The sequence below is a fragment of the Bradyrhizobium rifense genome (assembly GCF_008123425.1).
Classification (GTDB): Bacteria; Pseudomonadota; Alphaproteobacteria; order Rhizobiales; family Xanthobacteraceae; genus Bradyrhizobium; species Bradyrhizobium rifense.
This window is the reverse complement of record NZ_VSSS01000053.1, coordinates 19,348-43,071: the sequence shown is the minus strand read 5'-3', so window position 1 is coordinate 43,071 and position 23,724 is coordinate 19,348. Positions and strand designations below refer to the sequence as shown.

Genomic DNA, 23,724 nt, shown 5'->3' with positions numbered 1-23,724 from the left:
GGCATGGCGGACGTGTCGGTCAATGCCACGAACGAAACGTCGGCCACGCCGGCGGCGCAGTCGCGCCTGCTGTTCGTCGACAACATCCGCTGGTCGATGATCGTTCTCGTGCTGAGCATGCACGCGGCGGACACCTACAGCCCGTTCGGCAATTGGTACTATGTCGACCGGCAGGAGACTGGCTTCGGTACGGCGCTGTTCTTCGGCATCTATCAGAGCTTCCTGCAGGCCTTCTTCATGGCCGCGCTGTTCTTCATCGCCGGTTATTTCGCCGCCGGTGCGTTCGATCGGAAAGGGTTTTCCAGATTTGCGCGTGATCGGCTGATCAGGCTCGGTCTGCCGACCTTGCTCTACATGTTGGTGATCGGCCCGTTGACGCAGTATTTTCTGTCCTGGACCTGGGGCAAGGGCGGTTTCGGCAATCAATGGCTGACTCATCTGAAAGACGGCGAATGGCTTTCCGAGACGGGGCCGATGTGGTTTTGCGCGGTGCTGCTGCTGGTCTCGCTGCTGTATGGTCTGATCCGCCGCACCGGATGGTACGAACCGCAGCTCAAGCTGCACGGCACCGGGATTATCCTGTTTGTTGCGGCGATGGCGGCAACCACTTTTGCCGTTCGCATCGCGATCCATGCCGATGGGTCCGTGCTCAACGTTCATCCCGGCGATCTCCCGCAATACATTCTCATGTTTGCGGCTGGCAGCTTCGGTTATCGCGGCAATTGGATGCTTGGGGTTGCGGAACGTTCCTGCATCCGCTGGGGACTGCTCGCGTTATCCCTCTCGGCGCCGTTGTTCGCAGCGCTCGTGCTGTTCGGTGGCGGACTGCACGGCGACACGGCGCTCTATGCGGGCGGATTCAACTTCGTCAGCGCCGGGAAGTGCCTGTGGGAGGCGCTGGTCTGCGTCGGCATGGGCCTCTTGATACTGGCCGTCTACCGCCGCTATTTCGATACGCAGGGGCCGGTCGCCAAATGGCTCTCGGACAACGCCTTCGGCGTTTACCTGATCCATCCGCCGATCCTGATCGGCTTCGCCCTGCTCCTGCACGCGCTGCCGCTGTTCGCACTCACGAAGGCGCTGCTGCTGACCATGCTGGCCGCGATCGGCAGCCTCGCCGTCTCTGCGTTGATCTTGCGCAAATCGCCGCTGCGCGCGATCATCTAGTCGCGCGACGCCGCGGTCCGGTCCGAACCGCGGCGTGCAAGCTCGTTCCTACAGCATCGCGTACTGCGCGCGCTCACGCTTCGCCAGCAGCGGCAGCGCTTCGCCGGCGATGTAGGTCTTGAAATGCGCGCTCTCCTGGTGCGCCTTGAACGCGGCTTCGTCGCGGAACAGTTCGTAGAACAGAAACTGCGCCGGATTGTCCGTAGCCCGCGAGATCAGGAACAGCTTGACGCCGTCCTCGCGCTGCGCCTCCGGCAGGAAACGGTCGAGGATGCCGGCGATCCTGTCGGCCTCGCCGGGCTTGGCCTCCCATTGCGCGACCACGAGCAGGCCGCCGCCGTCGACGGCATCGCTGATCGATTTCTGTGTTGCATAGTGGTTCATTGTCTTTGCTCCTTGCTCCTGTGCCTGAGATGACGCCGCCGTCCATGGCGAGAGATAGATCGCCAGGACGGCGATCACCGACCTGCGGCTGAACGCTTCACGTGGGCGCGGCGCTGGCCGCGGATGTGTCGATCGCTCCATCTGTGCCTCCATTGGTTCGTCTCGATCGCGATCGCTGCGACCATGTCGCGATGGCCTGCCTGTTGGGTTCGCCGGCGGTCGAAGTGTCGATGTCGTGAACATTTCGATCGTGATCGAAACGTTGCGGCGATGTCCTGTGCGACAAGCAGGATGGGTTTTCGTCACATGCCGGAGCCGGCCATGCCGACCATCGCACGCGAGCTCGCCGACCTGGCGGCCCTGATCGCCGATCCCGGCCGGGCCCTGATCCTGTCGCGACTGATGGACGGACGTGCGCAGACCGCGGGCGAGCTGGCGCTGGTTGCCGGCGTCACGCCGCAGACGGCGAGCTGGCATCTCGGCCGGCTGGTGCAGCACGCGCTTCTGAAAGTCGAGCGACGGGGACCGCGTCGGTTGTACCGGTTGGCCACACCGCTGGTCGCGCAGATCCTGGAGGGCATGATGACGGTTGCCGTGACCGGTCCGCCAAGTTCGCGGCCGCCGGCGCGGATCGATGCCGCGATGCGGCGAGCCCGGACCTGCTACGATCACCTCGCGGGCGAGCTCGGTGTCGCCCTCGCTGACGCGCTGCGGGAGCGCGACTATCTGGTTCTCGACCAGGAGGTTGGCGAGCTGACGGAAGCGGGCACGGCGTTCCTCGGCAGTTTCGGTCTCGATCTCCACCCGTCGGCGCGGCACCGGCGGGTGCTGTGCCGGCCCTGTCTCGACTGGAGCGAACGCCGGCCGCATCTGGCCGGGCGGGCAGGGGCGGCGCTCGCCGAGCTGGCGTTCCAGCGGGACTGGATCCGCCGCCGGCCGCAGGGGCGCTCAGTCGAGATCACCGATGCGGGGCTTGACGCATTTCGTTCCCTATTTGGTGTCCGCATTTGATTTTGGGACCAAATATCGTTACCCGCTAGACGCGTGGATACGCTCAGGGTCAGAGACGCCAAAGACGTCGAAGAGGTGGTGCGCGCGGCGATTGCCAATGAGCAGCCGCTCGAGATCATCGGTCACGGCAGCAAGCGCAGCATCGGGCACGCGATGGCGACCAACGCCGTGCTCGACGTCTCCGCGCTGAACGCGGTCATCTCTTACGAGCCCAATGAATTGATCGTGACGCTCCAGGCCGGCGCGCCGCTGGCCGACGTGCTGTCGCTGATCGATGCCAAGAACCAGCAATTCGCCTTCGAGCCGATGAATACCGCGCCGCTGCTCGGTACGCCCGCGCTCGGGACCATCGGCGGCATGATCGCCGCCGGGCTGGCAGGCCCACGGCGGATCAAGGCGGGCGGGGCACGTGACCATCTTCTGGGCGCACATGCCGTCTCCGGTTTCGGCGACAGCTTCAAGACCGGCGGCAAGGTGGTGAAGAACGTCACGGGTTACGACCTCTGCAAGCTGCTTTCGGGCTCCTGGGGCACGCTGTCGGTGATGACTGAGGTGACGCTGAAGGTGATGCCGAAGCCCGAAGCCGAGCGGACGCTGCTGCTGCGCGGGCTCGACGAGGCCGCCGCCAACAAGGCGATGACCGCGGCGCTCGGCTCGCCCTTCGACGTCTCCGCCGCCGCGCATCTGCCGAAATCGACCTTCCGCGCCAGGACCGATGGGCTTGGCGATATCGCCGGCCAGGGCGAGGCGCTGACGGTGCTGCGGCTCGAGGGCATCACGGCCTCCGCCGCCCATCGCGCCGGCTCGCTCCGTGAATTGCTGGCGCCGTTCGGAACCGCGACCCTGATCGAGGACGCCGCGTCGTCTGCGCTGTGGGCCACCATCCGCGACGTGCTGCCGTTCGCGGCCAGCGGCGCGGTTGGCGCCTGGCCGGTGTGGCGGATCGTCTGTCCGCCAGCTTCGGGCGCGGCGCTCGGCACGCAATTGGCGCGCGAGACCGGGGGCGACGTCATCTACGATTGGGGCGGCGGGCTGATCTGGGCGGCGCTGCCGCCGAAGGCCGACGCGCATGCCCCGGCCGTGCGCCAGCGGACCAATGCGTTCGGCGGGCACGCCACGCTGATCCGGGCCGCCGAGGACGTCAGGCGCAGCGTCGACGTGTTCCATCCGCAAGCCCCGGGTGTCGCCGCCCTGAGCGAACGGGTCCGCGTCGGTTTCGATCCGATGTCCATTTTGAACCGGGGACGGCTGACGCGGGGCACTGCGGCATGAAGACCGAATTCTCACTCGCGCAGCTCGCCGACCCCGACATCGCGGAAGCCGACAAGATCCTGCGCGCCTGCGTTCATTGCGGCTTTTGCACTGCGACCTGCCCGACCTATGTGCTGCTCGGCGACGAGCTCGATAGCCCGCGCGGCCGCATCTATCTGATCAAGGAGATGCTGGAGAAGGACCAGGCCCCGACGGCCGAGGTGGTCAAGCATGTCGACCGCTGCCTGTCGTGCCTGGCCTGCACGACGACCTGCCCCTCCGGGGTGAACTACATGCACCTCGTCGATCAGGCCCGTGTCAGGATCGAGCAGCGCTATCAGCGGCCGCTCGCCGAGCGGCTGTTGCGCCAGGTGCTGGCCTTCGTCCTGCCCGATCCGCGGCGGTTTCGCATCAGCATGCGGCTGGCACAGCTGGCCCGGCCCTTTGCCGTCTTCCTGCCGACCCCGCGGCCCTCGGCCACGCCCGGCCTGATCCAGCGCCTCAAGGCGATGCTGGCGCTGGCCCCAGGCCGGCTGCCGGCCCCGGGCGCGCTTCCGGGCAGCGTGTTCGCAGCGCTTGGCAAGAAGCGCGGTCGGGTCGCGCTGCTCCAGGGCTGCGCCCAGCAGGTGCTGGCGCCGCGCATCAATCAGGCCGCTATCAGCCTGCTGACCCGTCACGGCATCGAGGTCGTTCTGGTCAGGGACGAGCAATGCTGCGGCGCGCTCACCCATCACCTCGGTCTCGACGATGACGCGCTGGGCCGGGCCCGCGCCAACATCACGGCGTGGCAGAGGGAAGCGGCCGGCGAGGGGCTCGACGCCATCCTGGTGACGGCGTCCGGCTGCGGCACGGTGATCAAGGACTACGGCTATCTGCTGCGCGAGGACGGCGCGTTCGCAGCCGATGCGGCGAAGGTGTCCGCACTTGCGAAGGACATCACTGAGTACATCGCCGGCCTTGGACTCGAACCCACCGCGCGACAGGACAACATCGTCGTCGCCTATCACTCAGCGTGTTCGTTGCAGCACGGGCAGAAAATCACGGGCCTTCCGAAAGAATTGCTTTCCAAGAATGGATTCGTGGTGAAAGATGTGCCGGAGAGCCATTTGTGTTGCGGTTCGGCGGGGACCTACAACATTCTCCAGCCTGAGCTTGCGGGCCGGTTGCGCGATCGCAAGATCGCCAACATCGCGAGCGTCAAGCCGGACATGATTGCCGCGGGCAATATCGGCTGCATGGTGCAGATTGCCAGTGGCACGTCAGTTCCGGTCGTACACACGATTGAGCTTCTCGATTGGGCTACGGGCGGGGCGCGGCCGGCATTGAATTTGTCGCGCTGAGCTTTCGTCCCGGGGTGACGGCCGAAGAAGCCCGATCGACCATTGTTCGGCGGCAACAGGAGGACCACGATGGCGAAAGCGAGTAAGAAAAAAAGCAAGAAGGCCAAAAAGGCCAAGAAGGTTGTAGCGGCGAAGAAGGCGACGAAGAAGAAGGCGGCGAAGAAGTCCGCCAAGAAGGCCGCGAAGAAATCGGCCAAGAAGGCTGCGCCGAAGAAGGCGGCCAAGAAGGCTGCGGCCAAGAAGGCCGTGAAGAAGGCGGCACCGAAGAAGGCGGCCAAGCCAGCAGCCAAGCCAGCAGCACCGAAGAAGGCGAAGGCAGCTCCCGCGCCGAAGCCCGCAGCTCCAGTGGCAGCACCGGCCCCCGAGCCTGCCGCCGAGACGAGCTGGGCGATGCCTTCGTCTTCTGCGGAACCGACGCCGGCCGAAGGGCAGGGCTAGGTTCGAAGGGCAGGGTAGGTCCAAAGGGTCGGGCCCAAGGTTAGAGCCAGGCTCAGGCCAAAGGTCCCGTCCGTCCCGCCGACCACGATCGATAGCAGGAAGGCCGCAGCGGTGACGCTGCGGCCTTTTTGCATCGCCGCTCCGGCTGCCGGAGGCTGCCCTTTTTTGAGTCACCTGATTCGTAGCACGCGTGCCACGGCGTGGCGGACCTACGTAGTATCCCGGACGGCTCTGTGCATTTTGGAGTGAAAATAATGTGATCGAGAAGCAACACAGTCCGACAACCTTTCGTGGAATCGTCAGAACGCCTAAAAAGTCGGCAGATGCCCGTGTTTTTTGCTTCACGGTTCACATCCCTCAATCCAGATTGCGGTGGTAACGGAATTTGCAATCAGGTCGGGTGTCCCGGGGGGCTTCCGGAACTCGACCGGGGTCTAGAACTGGTGATGGGGATCGAAATGAAGAAAGTGGCTTTGTTGGCAACGGCGCTGGCAATGGTGACGACGGGTTCGGCTTTCGCGGCAGATCTGCATGTGAAGGCACTGAAGGCTCCGCCGCCGCCCGCCTTTGACCCCTGGGATATCGCCTTCGGCGGTGCGGTCATGAGCGACTACATCTTCCGCGGTGTCACCCAGTCGAACCACCAGCCTTCGGTCGCCGCCTATTTCGAGCCGCGCTACAACGTCACCAAGGACCTGCAGCTGTACGCCGGCGTGTCCGCGGAGAGCATCTCCTTCGCCAACCGCGCTGCGGCTGAAGTCGACGTCTACGGCGGTATCCGCCCGACCTTCGGCGCGTTCGCCTTCGACGTCGGTGTCTGGGGTTATCTGTATCCGGGCGGAAGCTGCGCCGACAACGTTGGTGTCATCACGCCCGCTGGCGCGCTCGTTCCTGGCGGCGGCGTTTGCCCGGTCAGCACCACCACGATCTTCCTCGCCGACGGCAACGTCATGAAGAAGAACGTCAGCTTCTTCGAAGTCTACGGCAAGGTGAACTACACCATCAACGACAACTGGTCGGTCGGCGTGAACGAGTACTACTCGCCGAACTTCCTGAACTCGGGCGCCTGGGGCGACTACGCTTCGGTGACTGCGAAGTGGACCGCGCCGAGCACGACGTTCGGTGCCTCGGGCGTCGGCATGTACGTGTCGGGTGAGTTCGGCCGGCAGTGGCTCGGCACTTCGGACGCCTTCTACGGCATCCCCGGAACGATCTATGCCAACGGCATTCCCTACAAGAGCTACAACACCTGGAACCTCGGCGTCGGCTTCACCTACAAGGTGTTCACGCTGGACCTGCGTTACTCCGGCACCGACCTGAACAAGGGTGATTGCAACGCTTTCACCAGCGCCTTCAACGCCACCGGCACCACCAGCGTGACCGCGATCAACCCGGGCGGCGCCGGCTCGAACTGGTGCGGCTCGGCCGGTATCGCCAAGCTCTCCTTCGACCTGACGGCGATGAGCAACCTGAAGTAAGTTTTGTCCCGAGACGACTTAACGAGGGCGGCAGAGCAATCTGCCGCCCTTTTGTTTTGGCGTAGGTGCTTGGCGCGCGCTCGGCCTTCATGGTTCGAGACGCCCGCCTTTGGCGGGCGTCTCGAAGGATGGCCTCAACGAACGGGCGCCGTGTCGCCTCAGCGCGCCGCGCTCGGCTCTGGCTCGGCGGGTGCGCCGCCATTGCCCAGCACATGGATCGCGCCGTCCTTCACCATTGTCACCTTGCGGGTGTGGAAGGCGTCGAGCGTCGCGCGATGGCCGATCGAGACGATGGTGGCCTGCGGCAGCTTCTCCGCCAGCAGCCGGTACAGCCGCGCCTCGGACGGCTCGTCGAGCGAGGCGGTGGCCTCGTCGAGGAAGAGATAGTCCGGCCCATGCAGCAGCGCGCGGGCGAGCCCGAGGCGTTGCTGCTCGCCGAGCGACAGCATCCGGTTCCAGTGGCCATCCTCGCCCAGCCGTTCGGCGAGGTCTGGCAGGCCCACCGCGATCACCGCGTCCCGGATTTGGGTTGTCTGGAAGGCGCCGGGCGCTGCCGGATAAATCACAGCGTCACCCAGCGCGCCGACCGGGAAATAGGGGCGTTGCGGCAGCATCATCAGCTTCGCCTGCGCGGGGATGGCGATGGTGCCGGTGCCGAACGGCCAGATGCCGGCGATTGCCCGGAATAGCGTCGACTTGCCGGAGCCCGACGGCCCGGCCACAAGCACGCGCTCCGGCGCCTGGATGGCGAAGCCGTCGGCTGCGACCAGCGGCGTGCCGTTGGGGAGATACACGCAGAGCTTATCGAGGCCGATAGTGCGGCTGCCGTCGGCCGCCTTAAGCTCGATCGTGGCCTCATGCGCCGGCAGGTTTGCCGCGGTCTCGACCGACATCTCGAAGCCGTCGAGACGCGCGACGATCGCGCGCCATTCCGCGATCGTTCGATAGGCCGTGACGAAGAACGACAGTGCATCCTGCACCTGGCCAAAGGCCGAGCCGGTCTGCATCATGTCGCCGAGCTGGATGCTCTTGGCGAAGTAGGCGGGCGCGACCACCACATAGGGAAAGATCGTCGCAGCCTGACCGTAGCTCGCCGTGAAGGCGGTGAGGCGCTTGGTCCGGCTCATGATCGCATACCAGTTGCCGATGACGTAGCCGAAGCGATGAAGGAGATGACCTCGCTCCGCGCTCTCTCCTTTCAAGAGTGCAATCTGCTCGGCATTTTCGCGCACGCGGATCAGGTTGAAGCGGAAGTCGGCCTCGTAGCGCTGCTTCTCGAAGTAAAGATTGATGAGCGGCGCGCCGATCCAGTGCGTCAGGGCCGTACCCAGGAGCGCGTAGGCCAGCGCGCACCAGACCAGGAAACCCGGGATGACGATATCGGTGCCGTAAATGTGCAGGGGCGCCCTGTTGGACAGACCCCAGAGGATGATGATGAACGACGCCAGCGTCACGATGGACGACAGCAGGCCGAGACCGAGGACGAGCGTTTGCTCGACGAAGTTCGTGACGTCCTCGGTGAGACGCTGGTCCGGGTTATCGGCGGCATCGCCCTTCAGCTGCATGCGGTAATGCGTGGCGCCGTCGAGCCATTCGCCGAGATAGTGTTGCGTCATCCATCGCCGCCAGCGGATCTGCAGCCACTGGTTCAGGTAGAGCTTGTAAACGGCCAGCGCGACGTAGGTGAAGGCAAGGCCGAGGAAGATCCAGACCTGCATGACGAACTCATTCAGATCGTAGGCCTGGAGTGCGCTGTAGAACCGGTTCTGCCACTGATTGAGCAGCACATTGATCGCGACGAGCGCCAGCTCCATTGCGACGACGACACCGAGCAGGCCGCGGCCGGCCCATTTGTCCTCCGATCGGAAATACGGGCCGGCGATTCGCCAGACGGTCGCGAGCGTGGCGCTGATGTTCTTCACAGAGTGGGATCTCCTGAGGGATATGCACAGCGGCCCCGGAGCCAACCGGCTGAGGCCATGGCAGAAAACGGGTGCGCGCTTAGACTAAAGTCGCAAGTTCTGCAATTTGCGTTGGCTAGCCGCAGCTTGCAACCCTAGCATGGGCACAACGGCGTGGGGTGGGGGCCTCCAGATTTTCGCGAGCTTGTGAGCAGGCGGGAACCGCGGCTCTCGCGAGCAATTCGCGTCCAACTCGGGGGTTGTCGCTTCCAACGTCAAGCAGGTTCGCCGTCCACGCCGGCTGGCCTACCGCATAAACGCGTGGGGGAGGAAGACCATGTGGAATCAAATCTATGATCCGCTGCACAGCCCTGTGCTGTCGACGATCGCTGCGGCGATACCCGTCGTTACGCTGCTGGTCCTGATCGCGAGCGGGCGCGTTCAGGCTCACATCGCAGCCGTCATCGCCGTGATCGTGACCAACCTGATCACGATTTTCGTTTTCACCATGCCGGTGAACATGTCGATCCGCGCCTCGATCCTCGGCATCGTGACCGGCTTCTTCCCGATCGGCTGGATCGTTCTCAACGTCATCTTCCTCTACCAGGTGACGGTGACGACCGGGCGGTTCGAACTCTTGAAGCGTGCGGTCGGCGGTGTCACCGAGGACCGGCGGCTGCAATTGCTGCTGATCGCGTTTTCGTTCGGCGCCTTCTTCGAGGGCGCCTCGGGCTTCGGCACTCCGGTGGCGATCACCGGCGCCGTGCTGATCGGCCTCGGCTTCTCGCCGCTCGCAGCCTCCGGCCTGTCGCTGATCGCCAACACCGCGCCTGTCGCCTTCGGCGCGCTGGGCACGCCGATCCAGGGCCTTGCCTCCGTCACCGGGCTCGATCCCTACATCCTCGGCGCGATGGTCGGACGGCAATTGCCGCTGTTCTCTCTGATCGTGCCGTTCTGGGTGGTGTGGGCGTTCGCCGGCTGGAAGGGCATGAAAGATGTCTGGCCGGCGATCCTCGTTACCGGCGTGACGTTCGCGGTCCCGCAATTCGTGATCTCGAATTACGTCAATCCCTGGATCGTCGACATCGGCGCGTCGCTGATCTCGATGGGCGCTCTGATCCTGTTCCTGAAGGTCTGGCAGCCGAAGCAGCTCTGGCTGTCGCCGGCGCTGCGCGGGCGTGATGAATCGGCGGCGACGATGGCGACCGCAAAGCCGCTGGATAAGACGCCGCTGACGCAAAGCGAACTGTTCAGCGCGTTGTTGCCGTGGATCATCGTTTGCGTCGTGATGCTGATCTGGGGCAACGGTGCCTTCAAGACCTGGGCGAACGGGATCTTCACCTGGAACTACGCCGTCCCCGAGCTGCACCAGATGATCAACAAGATGCCGCCGGTCGCGCCAGGGCCGACCAAGGAAGGCGCGGTGTTCGCCTTCACCTATCTGTCCTTCACCGGCAGCGGCATGCTGATTGCGGCGATCATCTCCGGCTTCCTGATGGGCGTCGGTCCCGGCAGGCTGCTGGTTGAATATGGCCGCACCATCCGGCTCTGCGCGATCTCGCTGATCACGATCTCGGCGATGCTCGCGATCGGCACGCTGACGCGCCTTTCCGGCGTCGACGCGACGCTGGGTCTCGCCTTTGCCGCAACCGGCGTGCTCTATCCTTTCTTCGGCACGCTGCTCGGCTGGTTGGGCGTGGCACTGACCGGATCGGATACGTCGTCGAACATCCTGTTCGGCAACCTCCAGAAGATCACCTCCCAGCAGCTCGGCCTGTCGCCGATCCTGATGGCGGCGGCGAACTCGTCCGGCGGCGTGATGGGCAAGATGATCGACGCACAATCGATCGTGGTGGCCTCCACCGCGACCAACTGGTACGGCCACGAGGGTACGATCCTGCGCTTCGTGTTCTGGCACTCGATCGTGCTGGCCTGCCTGGTCGGCTTGTTCGTGACGCTGCAGGCCTATGTCTATCCGTTCACGGAGATGGTCCTGAAGTAACAGGCACCGTCCGTTTCGATCCAAATCCCCGCGGGATCGTCCCGCGGGGATTTTTGTGCCTTGAATCGGCGAACCTTCTCAAAGGCTTTGCCGTCTTATAAAAGACCCCGCAAATCGGTCGGTCGAGAGGTCTCATGGTATCGTTGAAGCAGATGGTGTGCGCGGCGGCTGCGTTGCTCGTGATGTCCGCCGTGGCGCGTGCGGAAGAGGGCTTCCCCTTCGGTACCGAGATGACGCTGGAGGCCGTGCCCCAGCCCGGCTCGAAACGCATTCCGAACCTCGAGATCGGTGACAATGGCGAGGTCGTGCTCGAGCTTTGGTGCAAGGGCGGCAAAGGACAGTTCTCGGTGGCCGGCAACACCGTGATTTTCGTTCCCGGCGCAATCCAGGATCGTTCCTGCCCGCCGGCCAGGGCCCAGGCCGATGACGATCTCGTCGCCGCGCTCGCCGCCGTCGAGACCTGGAAGCGCCAGGGCGACGTGCTCACACTGATCGGCCCGAAGCCGCTGCGTTTTCGCGCCAACGGGAATTGACGGTTACGTCACTTCCACACCGACTTGTCGGCGTCCCAGCGCTGGCCCTTCAGCTCCTTGGCTAGCGCCTCGATCGAGCCGTTGTCGTCGGGTTGGTCGCCTTCTTCATCGGCCGTCGCCTCATCCGACACGTTGAGCTTCGCGCCGCTGCTCTCGTCGGCGGTCGTGGTCGAGGGACTGCCGATCCAGACAATCAGCTTGTCGGTCGTCCCCGGCTTGTCGGCGGAGACGAGGCCCGAGACCTCGATCGTGTCGGTGAGCTCGAGCGCCGGGAAATCCTGGTTCGGCCGCTTGAAGACGAGCTTGAGCTTGCCGGTGGCGGCGTCGAAGCCCTGCGAGGCCGGCTTGGCCGCGAGCGTCTTGCTCAGCACGCCGGCAATTGCAGTGGCGAGCTTGTCGCGGTTGATCTTGTCGCCGTCGCGCCAGTCGGCGGCGGGGATGCGGACGGTACGGTCCATCTCGGCGAGTCCAGCGGTCCAGCCGGCAGCGGTGACACCCGGCATCGCCTTGAATTTCGCGAGCAGCGCGGCCGAGCGCTCCGGGTCGACCGACATGTTGATGGTCTGCTCGCCGGCGCGCAGCGCGTCGCAGCCGACGGAGAGACTTGCCAGCGTCACCTCGACGTCCTGGCCCTTGAGGCTCTTCAGGAAGTCGGTCGCGTTATCCAGCTTGACCTTGACCGCGATCGCTTCCGGCGAGACTTCGGTAAAATCCTTCGGCTGCGGCGTGATGCCGTCGTCGGTGGTCTGGTTGTCCAGAAATTCCTTCTCGCTGAGATCGGCATTGTCGGGCGAGGTCACTTCGGTCACGGTCTGGCCGATGCCGATCTGTCCGCGGAACTCGAAGGTGTCGCCGGTCGGTTTGCGCGTGAGCTTGACGGTGACCGGCGCCTTCGCGCCGAGGCTTTGCGTCGTGCCGGTCAGCGTCTGGCCCGCGATCTGGAGATTGACGACGAAGCGGTCCTTGCGGTCGGAGTTCTTGGCGACGGGGTAGCAGACGTCGAGCATCGCCGCGGTGACCGTTTTGCCCTGCCGCGTCTCCTTCAGGATCACGTCGGCATTGCCGTCCATCAGGCCGTCGATCGAGGTGAAATAGCGCGTCTCCATGCCGCCCGGCGCTGTGGCCTTCGGCGACAGCTTCATCTGGGCTGAGGCGACCTCAGGCGATACTGCAAGCAGGGCGGCCAAAAGGGCTGTCGAACAAACCAGAAGCGCGCGCATCGACGAAATCCTCGAACGACTAGAATCGGGCGCCACCGTAGTGGGTTTTGGCCGCCGGTTGAAGCGCAGGCCAGTGTCGGCAAAAAAGAAGGCCGCCCGGAGGCGGCCTTCGCAACACTGTCAGATGAGGATGGGCTTAGAAGCCGCCCATGCCGCCGCCGGCCGGTGCGGGCGGGGCTTCCTTCTTCGGAGCTTCAGCGACCATCGCCTCGGTGGTCACCAGCAGGCCGGCCACGGAGGAGGCGTCCTGCAGCGCGGTGCGCACCACCTTGGCGGGATCGATGATGCCCTTCTCGATCATGTCGACATATTCCTCGGTCTGGGCGTCGAAACCGAAGGTCTCGGACTTGTTCTCGAGGATCTTGCCGACAACGATCGAGCCCTCCACGCCGGCATTCTCCGAGATCTGGCGGATCGGAGCTTCCAGCGCCTTCAGCACGATGTTGATGCCGGCCTGCACGTCGGCATTGGCGTTGGTGAGACGCCCGACCGCCTTCTTGGCGCGCAACAGCGTGACGCCGCCGCCGGGGACGATGCCTTCCTGCACCGCGGCGCGGGTGGCGTTGAGCGCGTCCTCGACGCGGTCCTTCTTCTCCTTGACCTCGATCTCGGTCGCGCCGCCGACGCGGATCACCGCGACGCCGCCGGCCAGCTTGGCGAGACGCTCCTGGAGCTTCTCACGGTCGTAGTCCGAGGTGGTCTCCTCGATCTGGGCCTTGATCTGGCCGACGCGGGCCTCGATCTCCGGCTTCTTGCCGGCGCCCTTGACGATCGTGGTGTTCTCCTTATCGATCACCACTTTGCCCGCACGTCCCAGCATCTTCACCGTGACGTTCTCGAGCTTCATGCCGAGGTCTTCGGAGATCAGCTGACCGCCGGTCAGGATTGCGAGGTCTTCCAGCATGGCCTTGCGGCGATCACCGAAGCCCGGCGCCTTGACGGCGGCGACCTTGAGGCCGCCACGCAGGCGGTTGACGACCAGGGTCGCCAGCGCCTCGCCCTCGACGTCCTCGGCGATGATGACGAGCGGCTTGCCCGACTGCACCACGGCTTCCAGCACCGGCAGCATGGCCTGCAGGCCGGAGAGCTTCTTCTCGTGCAGGAGGATGTAGGCGTCCTCGAGCTCGGCGGTCATCTTCTCGGGGTTGGTGACGAAGTAGGGCGACAGATAGCCGCGGTCGAACTTCATGCCCTCGACGATGTCGACTTCGGTGTCGAGCGACTTGTTCTCCTCGACGGTGATGACACCCTCGTTGCCGACCTTCTGCATCGCCTGGGCGATCATCTTGCCGATGGCGGCGTCGCCGTTGGCCGAGATGGTGCCGACCTGGGCGACCTCGGAGGAGGCGGCAACCGGCTTGGCGCGCTTCTCGATGTCCTTGACGACGGCGGCAACCGCGATGTCGATGCCGCGCTTGAGGTCCATCGGGTTCATGCCGGCGGCAACCGCCTTGGCGCCTTCGCGCACGATGGCCTGGGCCAGCACGGTCGCGGTGGTGGTGCCGTCGCCGGCTAGGTCGTTGGTCTTGGAGGCGACCTCACGCACCATCTGGGCGCCCATGTTCTCGAACTTGTCCTCGAGCTCGATCTCCTTGGCGACGGTGACGCCGTCCTTGGTGATGCGGGGCGCGCCGAACGACTTCTCGATGACGACGTTGCGGCCCTTCGGGCCGAGCGTCACCTTGACGGCGTTGGCGAGAATGTCGACGCCGCGCAGCATGCGATCGCGCGCGTCTCCGGAGAACTTGACGTCCTTGGCAGCCATTGTCTGGAATCCCTGTATGTCGTGATGTGTCTTGTTTGATGCTGTGCGGCGGAACGATGGATGCCCGGATCACTTGATCCGGGCATGGCATTCAGCGGCCGTTCAGGCGTCTGGCCTTAGGCCATTACGCCCATGATGTCCGACTCCTTCATGATCAGGAGATCTTCGTTGTCGATCTTGACCTCGGTGCCCGACCACTTGCCGAACAGCACGCGGTCGCCGACCTTGAGGTCGATCGGGATCAGCTTGCCAGCCTCGTCGCGGCCGCCGGGGCCGACGGCGACGATTTCGCCCTGGGACGGCTTTTCCTTGGCGGTGTCGGGGATGATGATGCCGCCCTTGGTCTTTGCCTCGGCGTCGATACGTTTGACCACGACACGGTCATGCAGCGGACGAAATTTGGACTTAGCCATGACGTTTCCCTTTGGAGGCTCGCTTTTCCGAAAGCAGCGGAAGTGGGTGGGGGCAGCGCTGCCGTCCATCCTCTGCCCGAGGATCGAACGGCGCGCTTAGCAATCGGTCTTTCCGAGTGCTAATAGTGCGCGTGGGAATATGGCCTGGCTGCGATCCTGTCAAGCAAAGGTGGTTAAGCGATTGGTGAGGCGGATATAGGATGGTGTTTACGGAAACTCGATTCCGGCGCGGGCGTATATTAGGACGTCATTGCTACGGCTGCGGTTTTGCGCTTGGCTGCGGGAGGGATGCGGCCATGGTCTTGTTCGGGGGAATGCCATGATCAGTTCAGCTCACGCGCGCACGGTTGCCAATCTGGCGGCCGCCTCTTGCCTGGCGTTGCTGCTCGGCGCCTGCGGCGGCGGCATGAGCCTGCCGTCCTTCTCCTCGTCCCAGCCGGCGGTCGAGACGGAGCCCGGCGTCGCGCCGGAAATGCCGGCCTCGATCCGCGCCGACGAGATCGTCGGCCGCTGGGGCCTTGCCTCGTTCCAGAACCCGGCCGACCGCGCCCGCACCGAGGCGGCCGCGCGGGCCCAGTGCAAAAATCCCTACGTGATCGGCGCCGGCACCTCCGGCGGCGTGGTCATGCATCTCGCCGACCAGGCCACGCCGCAGGAACTGCGGCTGAAGGGCTCGCCGGGCGGCAAGAATTATATCGGCCCCTCCGGCCCGACGCCGGGCGAGCAGGACCGCGAGATCGTCTCCTTCGACGGCCGCGTCATGATCACCCGCTTCGTCGACAAGGACGCCGCCACCCGCTACGGCAACATGGTCTACGTCCGCTGCGCGCCGAGGGCGTGATCCGGCTTCCGGCCTAACCGCGAAGACAATAAAAAACGCCGGCTCGCGCCGGCGTTTTGTTTGTCTCTCTGTCGCCTTCGCTTAGTCGAACAGCGCGTCGATGTCGTCCTGCGAGGCGTGGCCGACGTCGCCGGCGAGCTTCGGGCCGTTGAGCAGCTTGTCGTCCTCGCTGCGGGTGTCGACCTGGGCCGGCACGTGGGACTTGATCGCGTCGACGCCACCCCAGATTTCCATCATCGCATTGATGTGCTGCTCGATGAATTTCATCGTGCCCATGACCTTGCTGATGCGCTGGCCGGTCAGGTCCTGGAAGTTGCAGGCCTCGAAGATCGAGATGACGCGTTCCTGGATGTCGTCGGCGAGGCGCTTCTGCTGGTCGACCGAGTCGACCTTGCCGAGAGCCGATGCTGCTTGGTCGATCGACTCGGCGGCTTCGAGGATCTGCTGGGTCGCCTGTTCGGTACCGCCGACCACCGCGCCGAGCTCGCCATTGACCTTGGCCATCTCGCCGCCGTCGAAGCTCTTGCCGTGCAGGGTCGCGATCTCGCGCTTGGTGCGGTCGATGGCGTCATGGATGAGGTCGAGCTCGACCTTCAGCTTCTCGCACTGCTCGATCTGGGCCCGATAGGTATCGAGCATCGTGCGTGCGTCGGAAAGCTCCTGCGCCGTTGAGGCGTCGATCGCCGCCATCGCCGCGCTGCCAGTCAAGGGTACCGAGCCCTTTGCCATCTGTGCGCGGATCGCGCGCAGCTCCGCCATAATCTCGCTATGCATTGGCGCAGCCTCCTCAATCATTTCGGGGCTGGGCATCTCGCCGACAATAGCCTCCTCGACACGAAAACGTTTGCGGTGAATAGCCATCAGGAACTCCCCCCACCTCACTCACGCGTCTTTGTAGTCAGAAGCGATTTAACACGAGGTTCACAGCAGGAACTTGTTGTGCGGCCGTGCGCGACGGCATGCAAACCGGCGATTAACCATGAGGCTTCGCCCTTCATCGAAAATAAACGCTGATCGCCAAATTGCCGCACCGATCGCGACGTGGTGAATCGAAACGCCTGATCCGTTTACCAAACGAAACGGAGTTTGCTCTTTATTGACCACGTCGAGGACGCGGACCAGTCAACGCGTTCGGCGGCGAATGCAACTAGACGAAACAGTACAGAGTACGTCGATGTTCAAGAAAATGTCTGTCGCGCTGCTCGGCAGCGCTTGCGCCTTCATTGTCGGTGCCGATCGCGCCAGCGCCTTCGACAATACGGTGCCGAACGATCCGCCCGCGGTGCTCTACCAGCCGCAGGTCCCGCCGTCGCCGGTGCGCGTCGCCTCCAATGCCAACATGGGCGGCGGCTTCATCGAGTTCCTGTTCGGCGATGGACCCGGCCGCGGCCCGGCCTATGCGCCGCAGCAGTCGATCTATCAGCAGCAGCCCGGCTACAACGATCCGCGCCGTCTGCCGCCGATGGGCGAACCGCAGATGCAGAGTGGTCTCCAGCAGGAGTCAATCGATCCGCGGCAGCGTCAGTTCGATCCGAAATTCGAGAAACAATCTGTTGACTATAGCGGCAAGGAAAGTGCCGGCACGATCGTGGTCGATTCCAACAACAAGTTTCTCTATCTCGTCGAGGGCAACGGCCGGGCGATGCGCTACGGCATCGGCGTCGGACGCGAGGGTTTCACCTGGAGCGGCGTGAAGTCGATCACGGCCAAACGCGAATGGCCGGATTGGACGCCGCCTGCGGAAATGCTTGCCCGCCGTCCGGATCTGCCGCGACACATGGAGGGCGGCCCGGAAAACCCGCTCGGCGCGCGCGCGATGTATCTGGGCTCCACGCTCTACCGCATCCACGGCTCCAACGAGCCCTGGACCATCGGCACCAACGTCTCCTCCGGCTGCATCCGCATGCGCAACGAGGACGTCATCGACCTCTACGGCCGCGTCAATGTCGGCACCAAGGTCGTGGTGATGTGAGACCCTGCGGCATGCTTTGATGCCGGGGATGTGAGCAATCGTGAAGGGGTGGCGGACTGGTGCGGCAAGGGCCGAGGCCTAGTTACGCATGGCAACTCAACAGGAGCAATTGCGATGCATGCGATCTTGGCCTTGGGTATCCTTGTCGCCCTAACCGCCTCGGCCAGTGCTGGGACGGCAAATCATAAGCGGCATGCCGCGCGTGCCACACAAAGTTTCGCCCCCCAAATCACGCCGCGTGCGGCTGAGGGCTTTGCCTATGTTCCCTACGCGGCCCCGTACTCGTCATCGGGCGGATACGGCGGCGATCCCTACCAGAGCCAGCACTGGGGCGGCTGACCTCAACTACCCTCTGAAACACGACGGCCGCTCAATGAGCGGCCGTTTTGCTTTGCGGATCTGACTTGCTCAGGCGTAGTCGCTGCCGCCGTCGTCGTTGCCGAAATCGCTATTATCGGCCGTGTCCAGATTGTCGTCGTGATCGTCACCGTAGTTCTGATCGTTGTTGTTCTGGTCGTCGTTCGACGCCTGGTCGGCGAAGCCTTGACGGGAATCCTGGTGCGAATCCCGGTTCGACCCGATGTCATTGAGGCCGGCATCGCGGGCGAGCGAGCCGCCGGACTGGTCGCCAGCCCACGGGCTGCGGTCGCCCAAGGCATTGGTGTCGCCAAAAGCCTGATGCGATCCGCCACCCATCATGCCGCGGATGCTGGAGAGCAGCAGCGAGCCGCCGACCACGCCGGCCGCGGCCGCCGCTGCCGTGCCCAGGAACGAGCCGCCGCCACCGCCGACCGGCGGCGGGGCGCCGTAGCCTTGACCATAACCCTGGCCTTGCCCGTAGGCCTGACCGTAAGGCGGCGGCTGGCCGTAGCCCGGCTGGGCCTGCTGCATCGCCTGGCCGCTGTTCCAGACCGGCCGGGAGTCACGCGGCGGTACGTTCGGAACCGAGCCGCGCGACGGGCTCGAGCCGAACAGGGTGTCGCGCATGGTGTCGAGGAAGCCGCCGGACTGGGGCTGCTCCGGCGCATGGGCCGCTTCCAGGTCCGTGATGCGTTCGTGGGCGCGCTTGAGCGCTTCGTCCTGCAACAGCGTGGTCTGCACCAGCGCATATACTGCGCCCGGCGCCTTGCGTAAGCCGTCCGAAATCGCAGCGATCGCGTCGGGATCGCGCGGTGCATTTTCCAGTTTCGAAAGCCGGTCGAAAAGCTCGTCGACGAGTTGGCGTTCCTGCGGCGTCATGGTCTGTCTCCCTCGCGCGAAAACAAGCGCAAGCGGGATGTAGGGTTCCATTGTGGCCCCAACAGTGGCGGCCGGATTAAATTTCGGTATGCGACAGACTGCCCGCGGCCCTGGCTTTCGCCGGTTTCATCCCAATGTCACGTGGCTGGCCGCGAGACGCTGCGCGAAGGCGTCGCTGGCGAGATAGGCATGCTCGCGTTCCCTGACATCCGTCATCGGGTCGAGGCCGGTGAGAACCTCGTCGACGAAGCCGGGATGGCACATCACGAGGCCGCCCTCGGGGAGACCTTCCAGGAACTGCCGCATCAGATCGCCGAAATCGGCCGCGCGCGTGAAATCATAGGCGCCGGCAAAGGCGGGATTGAACGCAAGTCCGGCGCGCACCGCGCGGCGGCGGAATTGTGCGCTGAGGACATCGAGCACCATTGCCTTTGGTGATGCCAGCCGCTGCGCCAGCGGCAGGTCGCGTCCGCCCTGGCGCACCCACGCATGTGGCGCCGCTTCGCTGACGGCATCGACGAAGCCGTCGCGCACCTGCGGAAACAGCTGCACATGCTGATGGCCGTCGACGAAATCGGGCGCGCGACCGAAGGCTTCCGCGAAAGCGGCGAGCTGCGCGCGCACCTCGTTGCGGAAGAATTCGCGGTCGAGCCGCCGCATCAATCCGGCGCGCAACAGTTTTGGAAAGGCCATGAACATGTCGCCGTCGAGCGGCCGGAAATGCATGGTGAGGGGGCGGAACGGCGCTGATAGCGTCACGTGCAATCCGATCGCGCAGCGCGGGCTCGCCTTCGCTGCGGCCTGGAGCGTATCGACCTCGCCACGCTCGATCGCGGGGCCCACCATCATCACCGAGGTCGCGTTGAGGCGGCCGCGCTCGATCAGGTCGCGGATGGCGCGATTGACACCCGGGCTGATGCCGTAATCGTCGGCGCAGAGCCAGATCGGCCGCGGCGCTGCCGCCGCGCTCATTCGGCTGCGGTCCTGTTGGATGCGTCGCCGGCCGTGTCGGCTTCAAAATGCTTTTCGCTGTGCTCGGCGACGAAGTAGATCGGACGCGCCTTCAGCTCCGAGAGGATCTTGCCGATATATTCGCCGACGATGCCGATCATGATGAGCTGCACGCCGCCGATCGTCATCAGGCCGATCACAAGCGAAGGATAGCCGGGCACCTGCTTGCCGGTGGTCCAGACCTCCCAGAGGATCGAGAGGCCGAACAGGAAGGCGCCGCCGGCAAGGATCACGCCGAGCAGGCTGGCGAAGCGCAGCGGTGCGACCGAGAACGACGTCACACCTTCGATCGACAGACCCAGCAGACGCGCGGCACTGAAGGTTGTCACGCCGTGGATGCGCGCCGCGGGCTCGTAATCGACGCGGATCTGGCGGAAGCCGATCCAGCTTGCGAGACCCTTGAAGAAGCGGTTGCGCTCCGGCAGCTGCCTGAGCGCCGCGACCGCGCGCGGCGACAGCAAGCGGAAGTCGCCGGCGTCTTCCGGGATCTTCTGACGTGCGCCCCAATTGATCAGCGCGTAGAAGCCGCGCCCCGCGACGCGGCGCAGGAAGGGCTCGTTATCACGATGCGCCTTGGCGGTGTAGACGACGTCATAGCCGTCCTCGACCCAGTGCCGCACCAGCTGTTCGACGAGCGCCGGCGGGTGCTGGCCGTCGCCATCCATGAACATCACGGCGCCAAGCCGGGCATGGTCGAGGCCGGCCATCAGCGCGGCCTCCTTGCCGAAATTGCGCGACAGCGAGACCACCTGGACGTCGATCGCGTCGGCCGGCAGCGAACGGGCGATCGACAGCGTCGCATCCGCGCTGCCGTCGTCGACATAAACGACCTCGCAGGCAAGGCGGTAGCGTTGCCGCAAGGTCTTGGCGATATCGCAGATGCGCTGGTGCAGGACGGCGAGGCCGGCCGCCTCGTTGTAGACGGGGACGACAATCGACAGCCCCTTCGCGGCGGCACTCGCTGCGGTGGTGGTCAGGGCGGAAACGTCAGAGCCCAGCATCATCGATCAAGGTTCCAGAGGCGTCGAAATCATCTCAACAGCATATGGTAGCTGCTGCTTGCTGTCGCTACGCTGAACGGACCTGAGGCTCACCGTCGCAGGAACGCTTCGAGCTTGGCGAACAGCGGGTTCTCCCGGTCGAACACGTAGTCGAGCGAGACCACCGAGACGGTCTCGGCGCCATGTTCGCGCAGGAAGCTCGCAAGCGCATAAAGCTGCCCGGGTGGGCAGTGCAGCGTGAGCATGCCCGACGAGGTCGGCCCGCCGAACGGAGCCTCGACGCCGAACCGGCTGTGGGCCTCAGTGAGCAGGGCCGTGTCGCATTGCCGGAAGCGGGTCCGGACCTCGCGGTATTTGTTGGCCCGGGCCCGTGCGGCGATGTGGTCGAGGATGACGCGGGCGGTCTCGCGGGCCTGCGGAGACCAGTCGGCCTCCCTCGAGGCGACCAGATTGGCCTGGCTGCGCAGGATCACGCCGTCGTCGAGCACCCGCAAGCCATTGGCGGCGAGCGTTGCGCCTGTCGTGGTGATGTCGACAATCAGCTCGGCGCTGCCGGCCGCCGGCGCGCCCTCGGTCGCACCTGCGCTCTCGACGATGCGGTAATCGGTGATGCCGTGGCTCTGGAAGAAGGCGCGGGTGAGGTTGACGAACTTGGTCGCGACCCGCATCCGCATGTGATGCTGCTCGCGGAAGCCGGTGGTGACGTCGTCGAGATCCGCCATGGTGCGGACGTCGATCCAGGCCTGCGGCACCGCGACCACGACGTCGGCATAGCCGAAGCCGAGCCCGTCGATCAGCGACACCTGCTTGTCGGCGTCGGCGATATTCTCGCGCACCAGGTCTTCGCCGGTAACGCCGAGATGCGCGAAGCCGCGGGCGAGCTGCGATGCGATCTCGCTGGCCGAGAGATAGGCGACCTCGACATTGTCGAGGCCTGCAAGCGTGCCGCGATAGTCGCGGGCGCCGCCGGCCTTCGACAGTTTGAGCCCGGCACGGGCGAAGAAGGCCTCGGTGTTTTCCTGGAGGCGACCCTTGGAGGGAACGGCCAGAACGAATGGCGCGCTCATGACTTAAGCTCCCACCTTGCGGCCGATCCTGGTCAGCGCGTCCACCCAGACCGAGAAGCCGACGGCCGGGATCGGCGCCGGCGATCCGAGCTGGGTCATCAGTCCATCATAGCGGCCGCCGGCAACCAGCGGCTCGGCGCCGTTGCCCTTGTGATGCAGCTCGAATTCGAAGCCGGTGTAGTAATCGAGGCCACGCCCGAACGCGGTCGAGAAGCGCGTGGTCTTCACGTCGATGCCGCGCGCCGCCATGAAGCCGATCCGGCTCTCGAACTGGTCGATTGCGCCGGCAAGGTCGAGCATTGCGTCAGCGGTCAGCGCGCGCAGCGCGGCAATTGCATCGTCCGGATTGCCTGAGATCGACAGGAAGCGCTTCAGCACCGTGATCGCCTCGCGCGGCAGCGCGCCGCCCTTCAGCGTCGACTGCTCGAGGAAGCGGTCGGCGATCTCGGCCGTGGTGCGGCCACCGACATTGGTGGTGCCGGCGATCGACATCAGATCGGTGACGAAGGCCAGCGCCGCCTTGCGATCGGAGCCCGCGAGCGCGGCCAGCACGCCTTCATATTCGCTGCGCGTGGTTGCGGTGGTGCGGGCCAGCCCTTCCAGATCCTGCTCCAGGCTGATCTTGCGATGGAAGTCCTTGACCAGGCGGCGGCGCCAGACCGGATAGAGGTCGAGTGCGTCGAGCAATGCGTTGAACAGCGCGACGTCGCCGGTGCGGATTTCGACGTCGCGCACGCCGAAAGCGGCGGTCGCCTCCAACGCCAGCGCCAGCGTCTCGGCATCCGCGGCAGCGCGATCCTGGCGCCCGAACGACTCGATCCCGGCCTGGAGGAATTCACTGGCCTGTCCGCTGCGGTAGCGGAACACGGGACCGAGATAGCTGAACCCGGCCGGCTGGCCGGCGCGGCTGGAGGCGAGATAGTCGCGCGCCACGGGGATCGTCAGGTCGGGGCGCAGGCAGAGCTCTTCGCCGGACAGGTCCGTCGTCAGATAGAGGCTTTTGCGGATGTCCTCGCCGGACAGGTCGAGGAATGGCTCGGCCGGTTGCAGGATGCCGGGCTCGGCCCTGACGTAGCCGGCCTGCGCAAACGACAACAGCAGCGTATCCGCCCAGGCGGCGGAGCCGGCAGCATTCGAGGTGGCAGTCGCGGTCATCTCGGGGTCCATCGTCCCGGTGGAACCGGGCAGGCAAGGGGAGGCCAAAGGGGAGGCACAGGAATTGGCGCAGCCCTTAGCATGGCCGGAAAACGGTTTCGACCTCCAAAGGATCAATCGCTTAACGACTTTGGAGACGTCCGGACGATCCGGCCTGGATCTGCCACCGACTGCATCGCCAGGCTAGGCAATAGCAGGTAATAGGTAATAAAATACCTAGAGCAAAACCCTGGCCTGCCGCATTCATTCAGTTCGAGCAGGGGCGCCTTTGGGCGCTTCCGCCGGTGATGCCTGGATCGAGGCGAAGGCAAGTCCCGCTGGATCGGATGCGGCGTCTTCCGCGAGCTGCTCCGCCAGTTTCAGAACTCTCTGCCTTTTGCTTGGGTCCGTGATGCTGAGGAATGATTTGATAAGCCACAATTCCTCGCGCCGCAGCATGTCCGATACAGCATTGTCGTCCAGGGCCATGGTGTCCTGCGCGATCGCCGGCTGAATGGAGCAGGCATATTCAAAAACAGATGCGGTCGTTGTGCAT

General features: G+C 64.9%; 22 protein-coding genes. 10 read left to right on the top strand and 12 right to left on the bottom strand.

The features are described from left to right. Positions 1 to 3 precede the first annotated feature (3 nt). Complete coding sequence (locus FXB40_RS32740; RefSeq protein ID WP_148776335.1) at positions 4 to 1,167, top strand: acyltransferase family protein; 1,164 nt, start codon at positions 4 to 6, stop codon at positions 1,165 to 1,167. A gap of 48 nt (positions 1,168 to 1,215) precedes the next feature. On the opposite strand, the gene FXB40_RS32735 is transcribed toward FXB40_RS32740, so the two are convergent. Beyond that, positions 1,216 to 1,551 (bottom strand): putative quinol monooxygenase, encoded by a 336-nt coding sequence (locus tag FXB40_RS32735; RefSeq protein ID WP_187437307.1) that lies wholly within the window; start codon positions 1,549 to 1,551, stop codon positions 1,216 to 1,218. 291 nt (positions 1,552 to 1,842) lie between these two features. On the opposite strand from FXB40_RS32735, the gene FXB40_RS32730 reads away from it, so the two are divergent. From FXB40_RS32730 to FXB40_RS32710, 5 genes are all read left to right on the top strand, one after another. Then, positions 1,843 to 2,562 (top strand): ArsR/SmtB family transcription factor, encoded by a 720-nt coding sequence (locus tag FXB40_RS32730; RefSeq protein WP_148776331.1) that lies wholly within the window; start codon positions 1,843 to 1,845, stop codon positions 2,560 to 2,562. 33 nt (positions 2,563 to 2,595) lie between these two features. Beyond that, entirely contained in the window at positions 2,596 to 3,834 is a 1,239-nt protein-coding gene (locus FXB40_RS32725; protein ID WP_148776330.1) for an FAD-binding protein, read from the top strand. Further along, positions 3,831 to 5,153: a glycolate oxidase subunit GlcF gene (gene glcF / locus FXB40_RS32720; protein ID WP_148776328.1), complete on the top strand. Its 1,323-nt coding sequence runs from the start codon at positions 3,831 to 3,833 to the stop codon at positions 5,151 to 5,153. The genes FXB40_RS32725 and glcF overlap by 4 nt, the downstream gene beginning before the upstream one ends. Positions 5,154 to 5,222: 69 nt before the next feature. Then, the gene (locus FXB40_RS32715; protein ID WP_148776326.1) at positions 5,223 to 5,591 is read left to right on the top strand and encodes a histone; all 369 of its coding nucleotides are present in this window, start codon (positions 5,223 to 5,225) and stop codon (positions 5,589 to 5,591) included. A gap of 458 nt (positions 5,592 to 6,049) precedes the next feature. After that, on the top strand, positions 6,050 to 7,069 hold the full coding sequence (locus FXB40_RS32710) for a TorF family putative porin (protein WP_187437306.1): 1,020 nt from the start codon (positions 6,050 to 6,052) through the stop codon (positions 7,067 to 7,069). Positions 7,070 to 7,227: 158 nt separating this feature from the next. Here the strand turns inward: FXB40_RS32710 and FXB40_RS32705 are convergent, their stop codons facing one another. After that, positions 7,228 to 8,991: an ABC transporter ATP-binding protein/permease gene (locus FXB40_RS32705; RefSeq protein ID WP_148776323.1), complete on the bottom strand. Its 1,764-nt coding sequence runs from the start codon at positions 8,989 to 8,991 to the stop codon at positions 7,228 to 7,230. Positions 8,992 to 9,307: 316 nt separating this feature from the next. Between FXB40_RS32705 and FXB40_RS32700 the strand changes: the two genes are divergently transcribed. Beyond that, complete coding sequence (locus FXB40_RS32700) at positions 9,308 to 10,972, top strand: L-lactate permease (protein ID WP_148776321.1); 1,665 nt, start codon at positions 9,308 to 9,310, stop codon at positions 10,970 to 10,972. Positions 10,973 to 11,106: 134 nt separating this feature from the next. Next, on the top strand, positions 11,107 to 11,505 hold the full coding sequence (locus tag FXB40_RS32695; protein ID WP_148776319.1) for an META domain-containing protein: 399 nt from the start codon (positions 11,107 to 11,109) through the stop codon (positions 11,503 to 11,505). 8 nt (positions 11,506 to 11,513) lie between these two features. Here FXB40_RS32695 and FXB40_RS32690 read toward each other — a convergent pair whose 3' ends face one another. From FXB40_RS32690 to FXB40_RS32680, 3 genes are all read right to left on the bottom strand, one after another. Beyond that, positions 11,514 to 12,725: a hypothetical protein gene (locus tag FXB40_RS32690; protein ID WP_148776317.1), complete on the bottom strand. Its 1,212-nt coding sequence runs from the start codon at positions 12,723 to 12,725 to the stop codon at positions 11,514 to 11,516. A gap of 136 nt (positions 12,726 to 12,861) precedes the next feature. Then, a complete protein-coding gene (groL, locus tag FXB40_RS32685; RefSeq protein WP_148776315.1) occupies positions 12,862 to 14,490 on the bottom strand; it encodes a chaperonin GroEL in 1,629 nt (542 codons plus the stop codon). A 116-nt stretch (positions 14,491 to 14,606) separates the two neighbouring features. After that, positions 14,607 to 14,903 carry a co-chaperone GroES gene (locus FXB40_RS32680; protein WP_045003881.1) on the bottom strand — a complete coding sequence of 99 codons (297 nt, stop codon included), beginning with the start codon at positions 14,901 to 14,903 and terminating at the stop codon, positions 14,607 to 14,609. A gap of 319 nt (positions 14,904 to 15,222) precedes the next feature. Between FXB40_RS32680 and FXB40_RS32675 the strand changes: the two genes are divergently transcribed. Then, on the top strand, positions 15,223 to 15,744 hold the full coding sequence (locus FXB40_RS32675; protein ID WP_187437305.1) for a hypothetical protein: 522 nt from the start codon (positions 15,223 to 15,225) through the stop codon (positions 15,742 to 15,744). An 81-nt stretch (positions 15,745 to 15,825) separates the two neighbouring features. Here the strand turns inward: FXB40_RS32675 and FXB40_RS32670 are convergent, their stop codons facing one another. Continuing rightward, entirely contained in the window at positions 15,826 to 16,605 is a 780-nt protein-coding gene (locus FXB40_RS32670) for a protein phosphatase CheZ (RefSeq protein ID WP_187437304.1), read from the bottom strand. A 313-nt stretch (positions 16,606 to 16,918) separates the two neighbouring features. On the opposite strand from FXB40_RS32670, the gene FXB40_RS32665 reads away from it, so the two are divergent. Beyond that, positions 16,919 to 17,716, top strand: coding sequence for a L,D-transpeptidase family protein (locus FXB40_RS32665; protein WP_148776309.1), 798 nt, complete (start codon positions 16,919 to 16,921; stop codon positions 17,714 to 17,716). A 408-nt stretch (positions 17,717 to 18,124) separates the two neighbouring features. On the opposite strand, the gene FXB40_RS32660 is transcribed toward FXB40_RS32665, so the two are convergent. From FXB40_RS32660 to FXB40_RS32635, 6 genes are all read right to left on the bottom strand, one after another. After that, on the bottom strand, positions 18,125 to 18,955 hold the full coding sequence (locus FXB40_RS32660; RefSeq protein WP_148776307.1) for a DUF2076 domain-containing protein: 831 nt from the start codon (positions 18,953 to 18,955) through the stop codon (positions 18,125 to 18,127). A 126-nt stretch (positions 18,956 to 19,081) separates the two neighbouring features. After that, the gene (locus FXB40_RS32655) at positions 19,082 to 19,927 is read right to left on the bottom strand and encodes a ChbG/HpnK family deacetylase (protein WP_148776305.1); all 846 of its coding nucleotides are present in this window, start codon (positions 19,925 to 19,927) and stop codon (positions 19,082 to 19,084) included. Continuing rightward, the gene (locus FXB40_RS32650) at positions 19,924 to 20,970 is read right to left on the bottom strand and encodes a glycosyltransferase family 2 protein (RefSeq protein ID WP_148776303.1); all 1,047 of its coding nucleotides are present in this window, start codon (positions 20,968 to 20,970) and stop codon (positions 19,924 to 19,926) included. Before FXB40_RS32650 ends, FXB40_RS32655 begins: the two co-directional genes overlap by 4 nt. Positions 20,971 to 21,056: 86 nt before the next feature. Further along, positions 21,057 to 22,034 (bottom strand): ATP phosphoribosyltransferase, encoded by a 978-nt coding sequence (gene hisG, locus FXB40_RS32645; RefSeq protein WP_148776301.1) that lies wholly within the window; start codon positions 22,032 to 22,034, stop codon positions 21,057 to 21,059. Between the two features lie 3 nt (positions 22,035 to 22,037). Next, positions 22,038 to 23,189, bottom strand: a complete 1,152-nt coding sequence (locus FXB40_RS32640) for an ATP phosphoribosyltransferase regulatory subunit (protein WP_148776299.1) — start codon at positions 23,187 to 23,189, stop codon at positions 22,038 to 22,040. Between the two features lie 243 nt (positions 23,190 to 23,432). Next, entirely contained in the window at positions 23,433 to 23,657 is a 225-nt protein-coding gene (locus FXB40_RS32635) for a hypothetical protein (RefSeq protein WP_148776297.1), read from the bottom strand. Between the last annotated feature and the right edge of the window lie 67 nt (positions 23,658 to 23,724).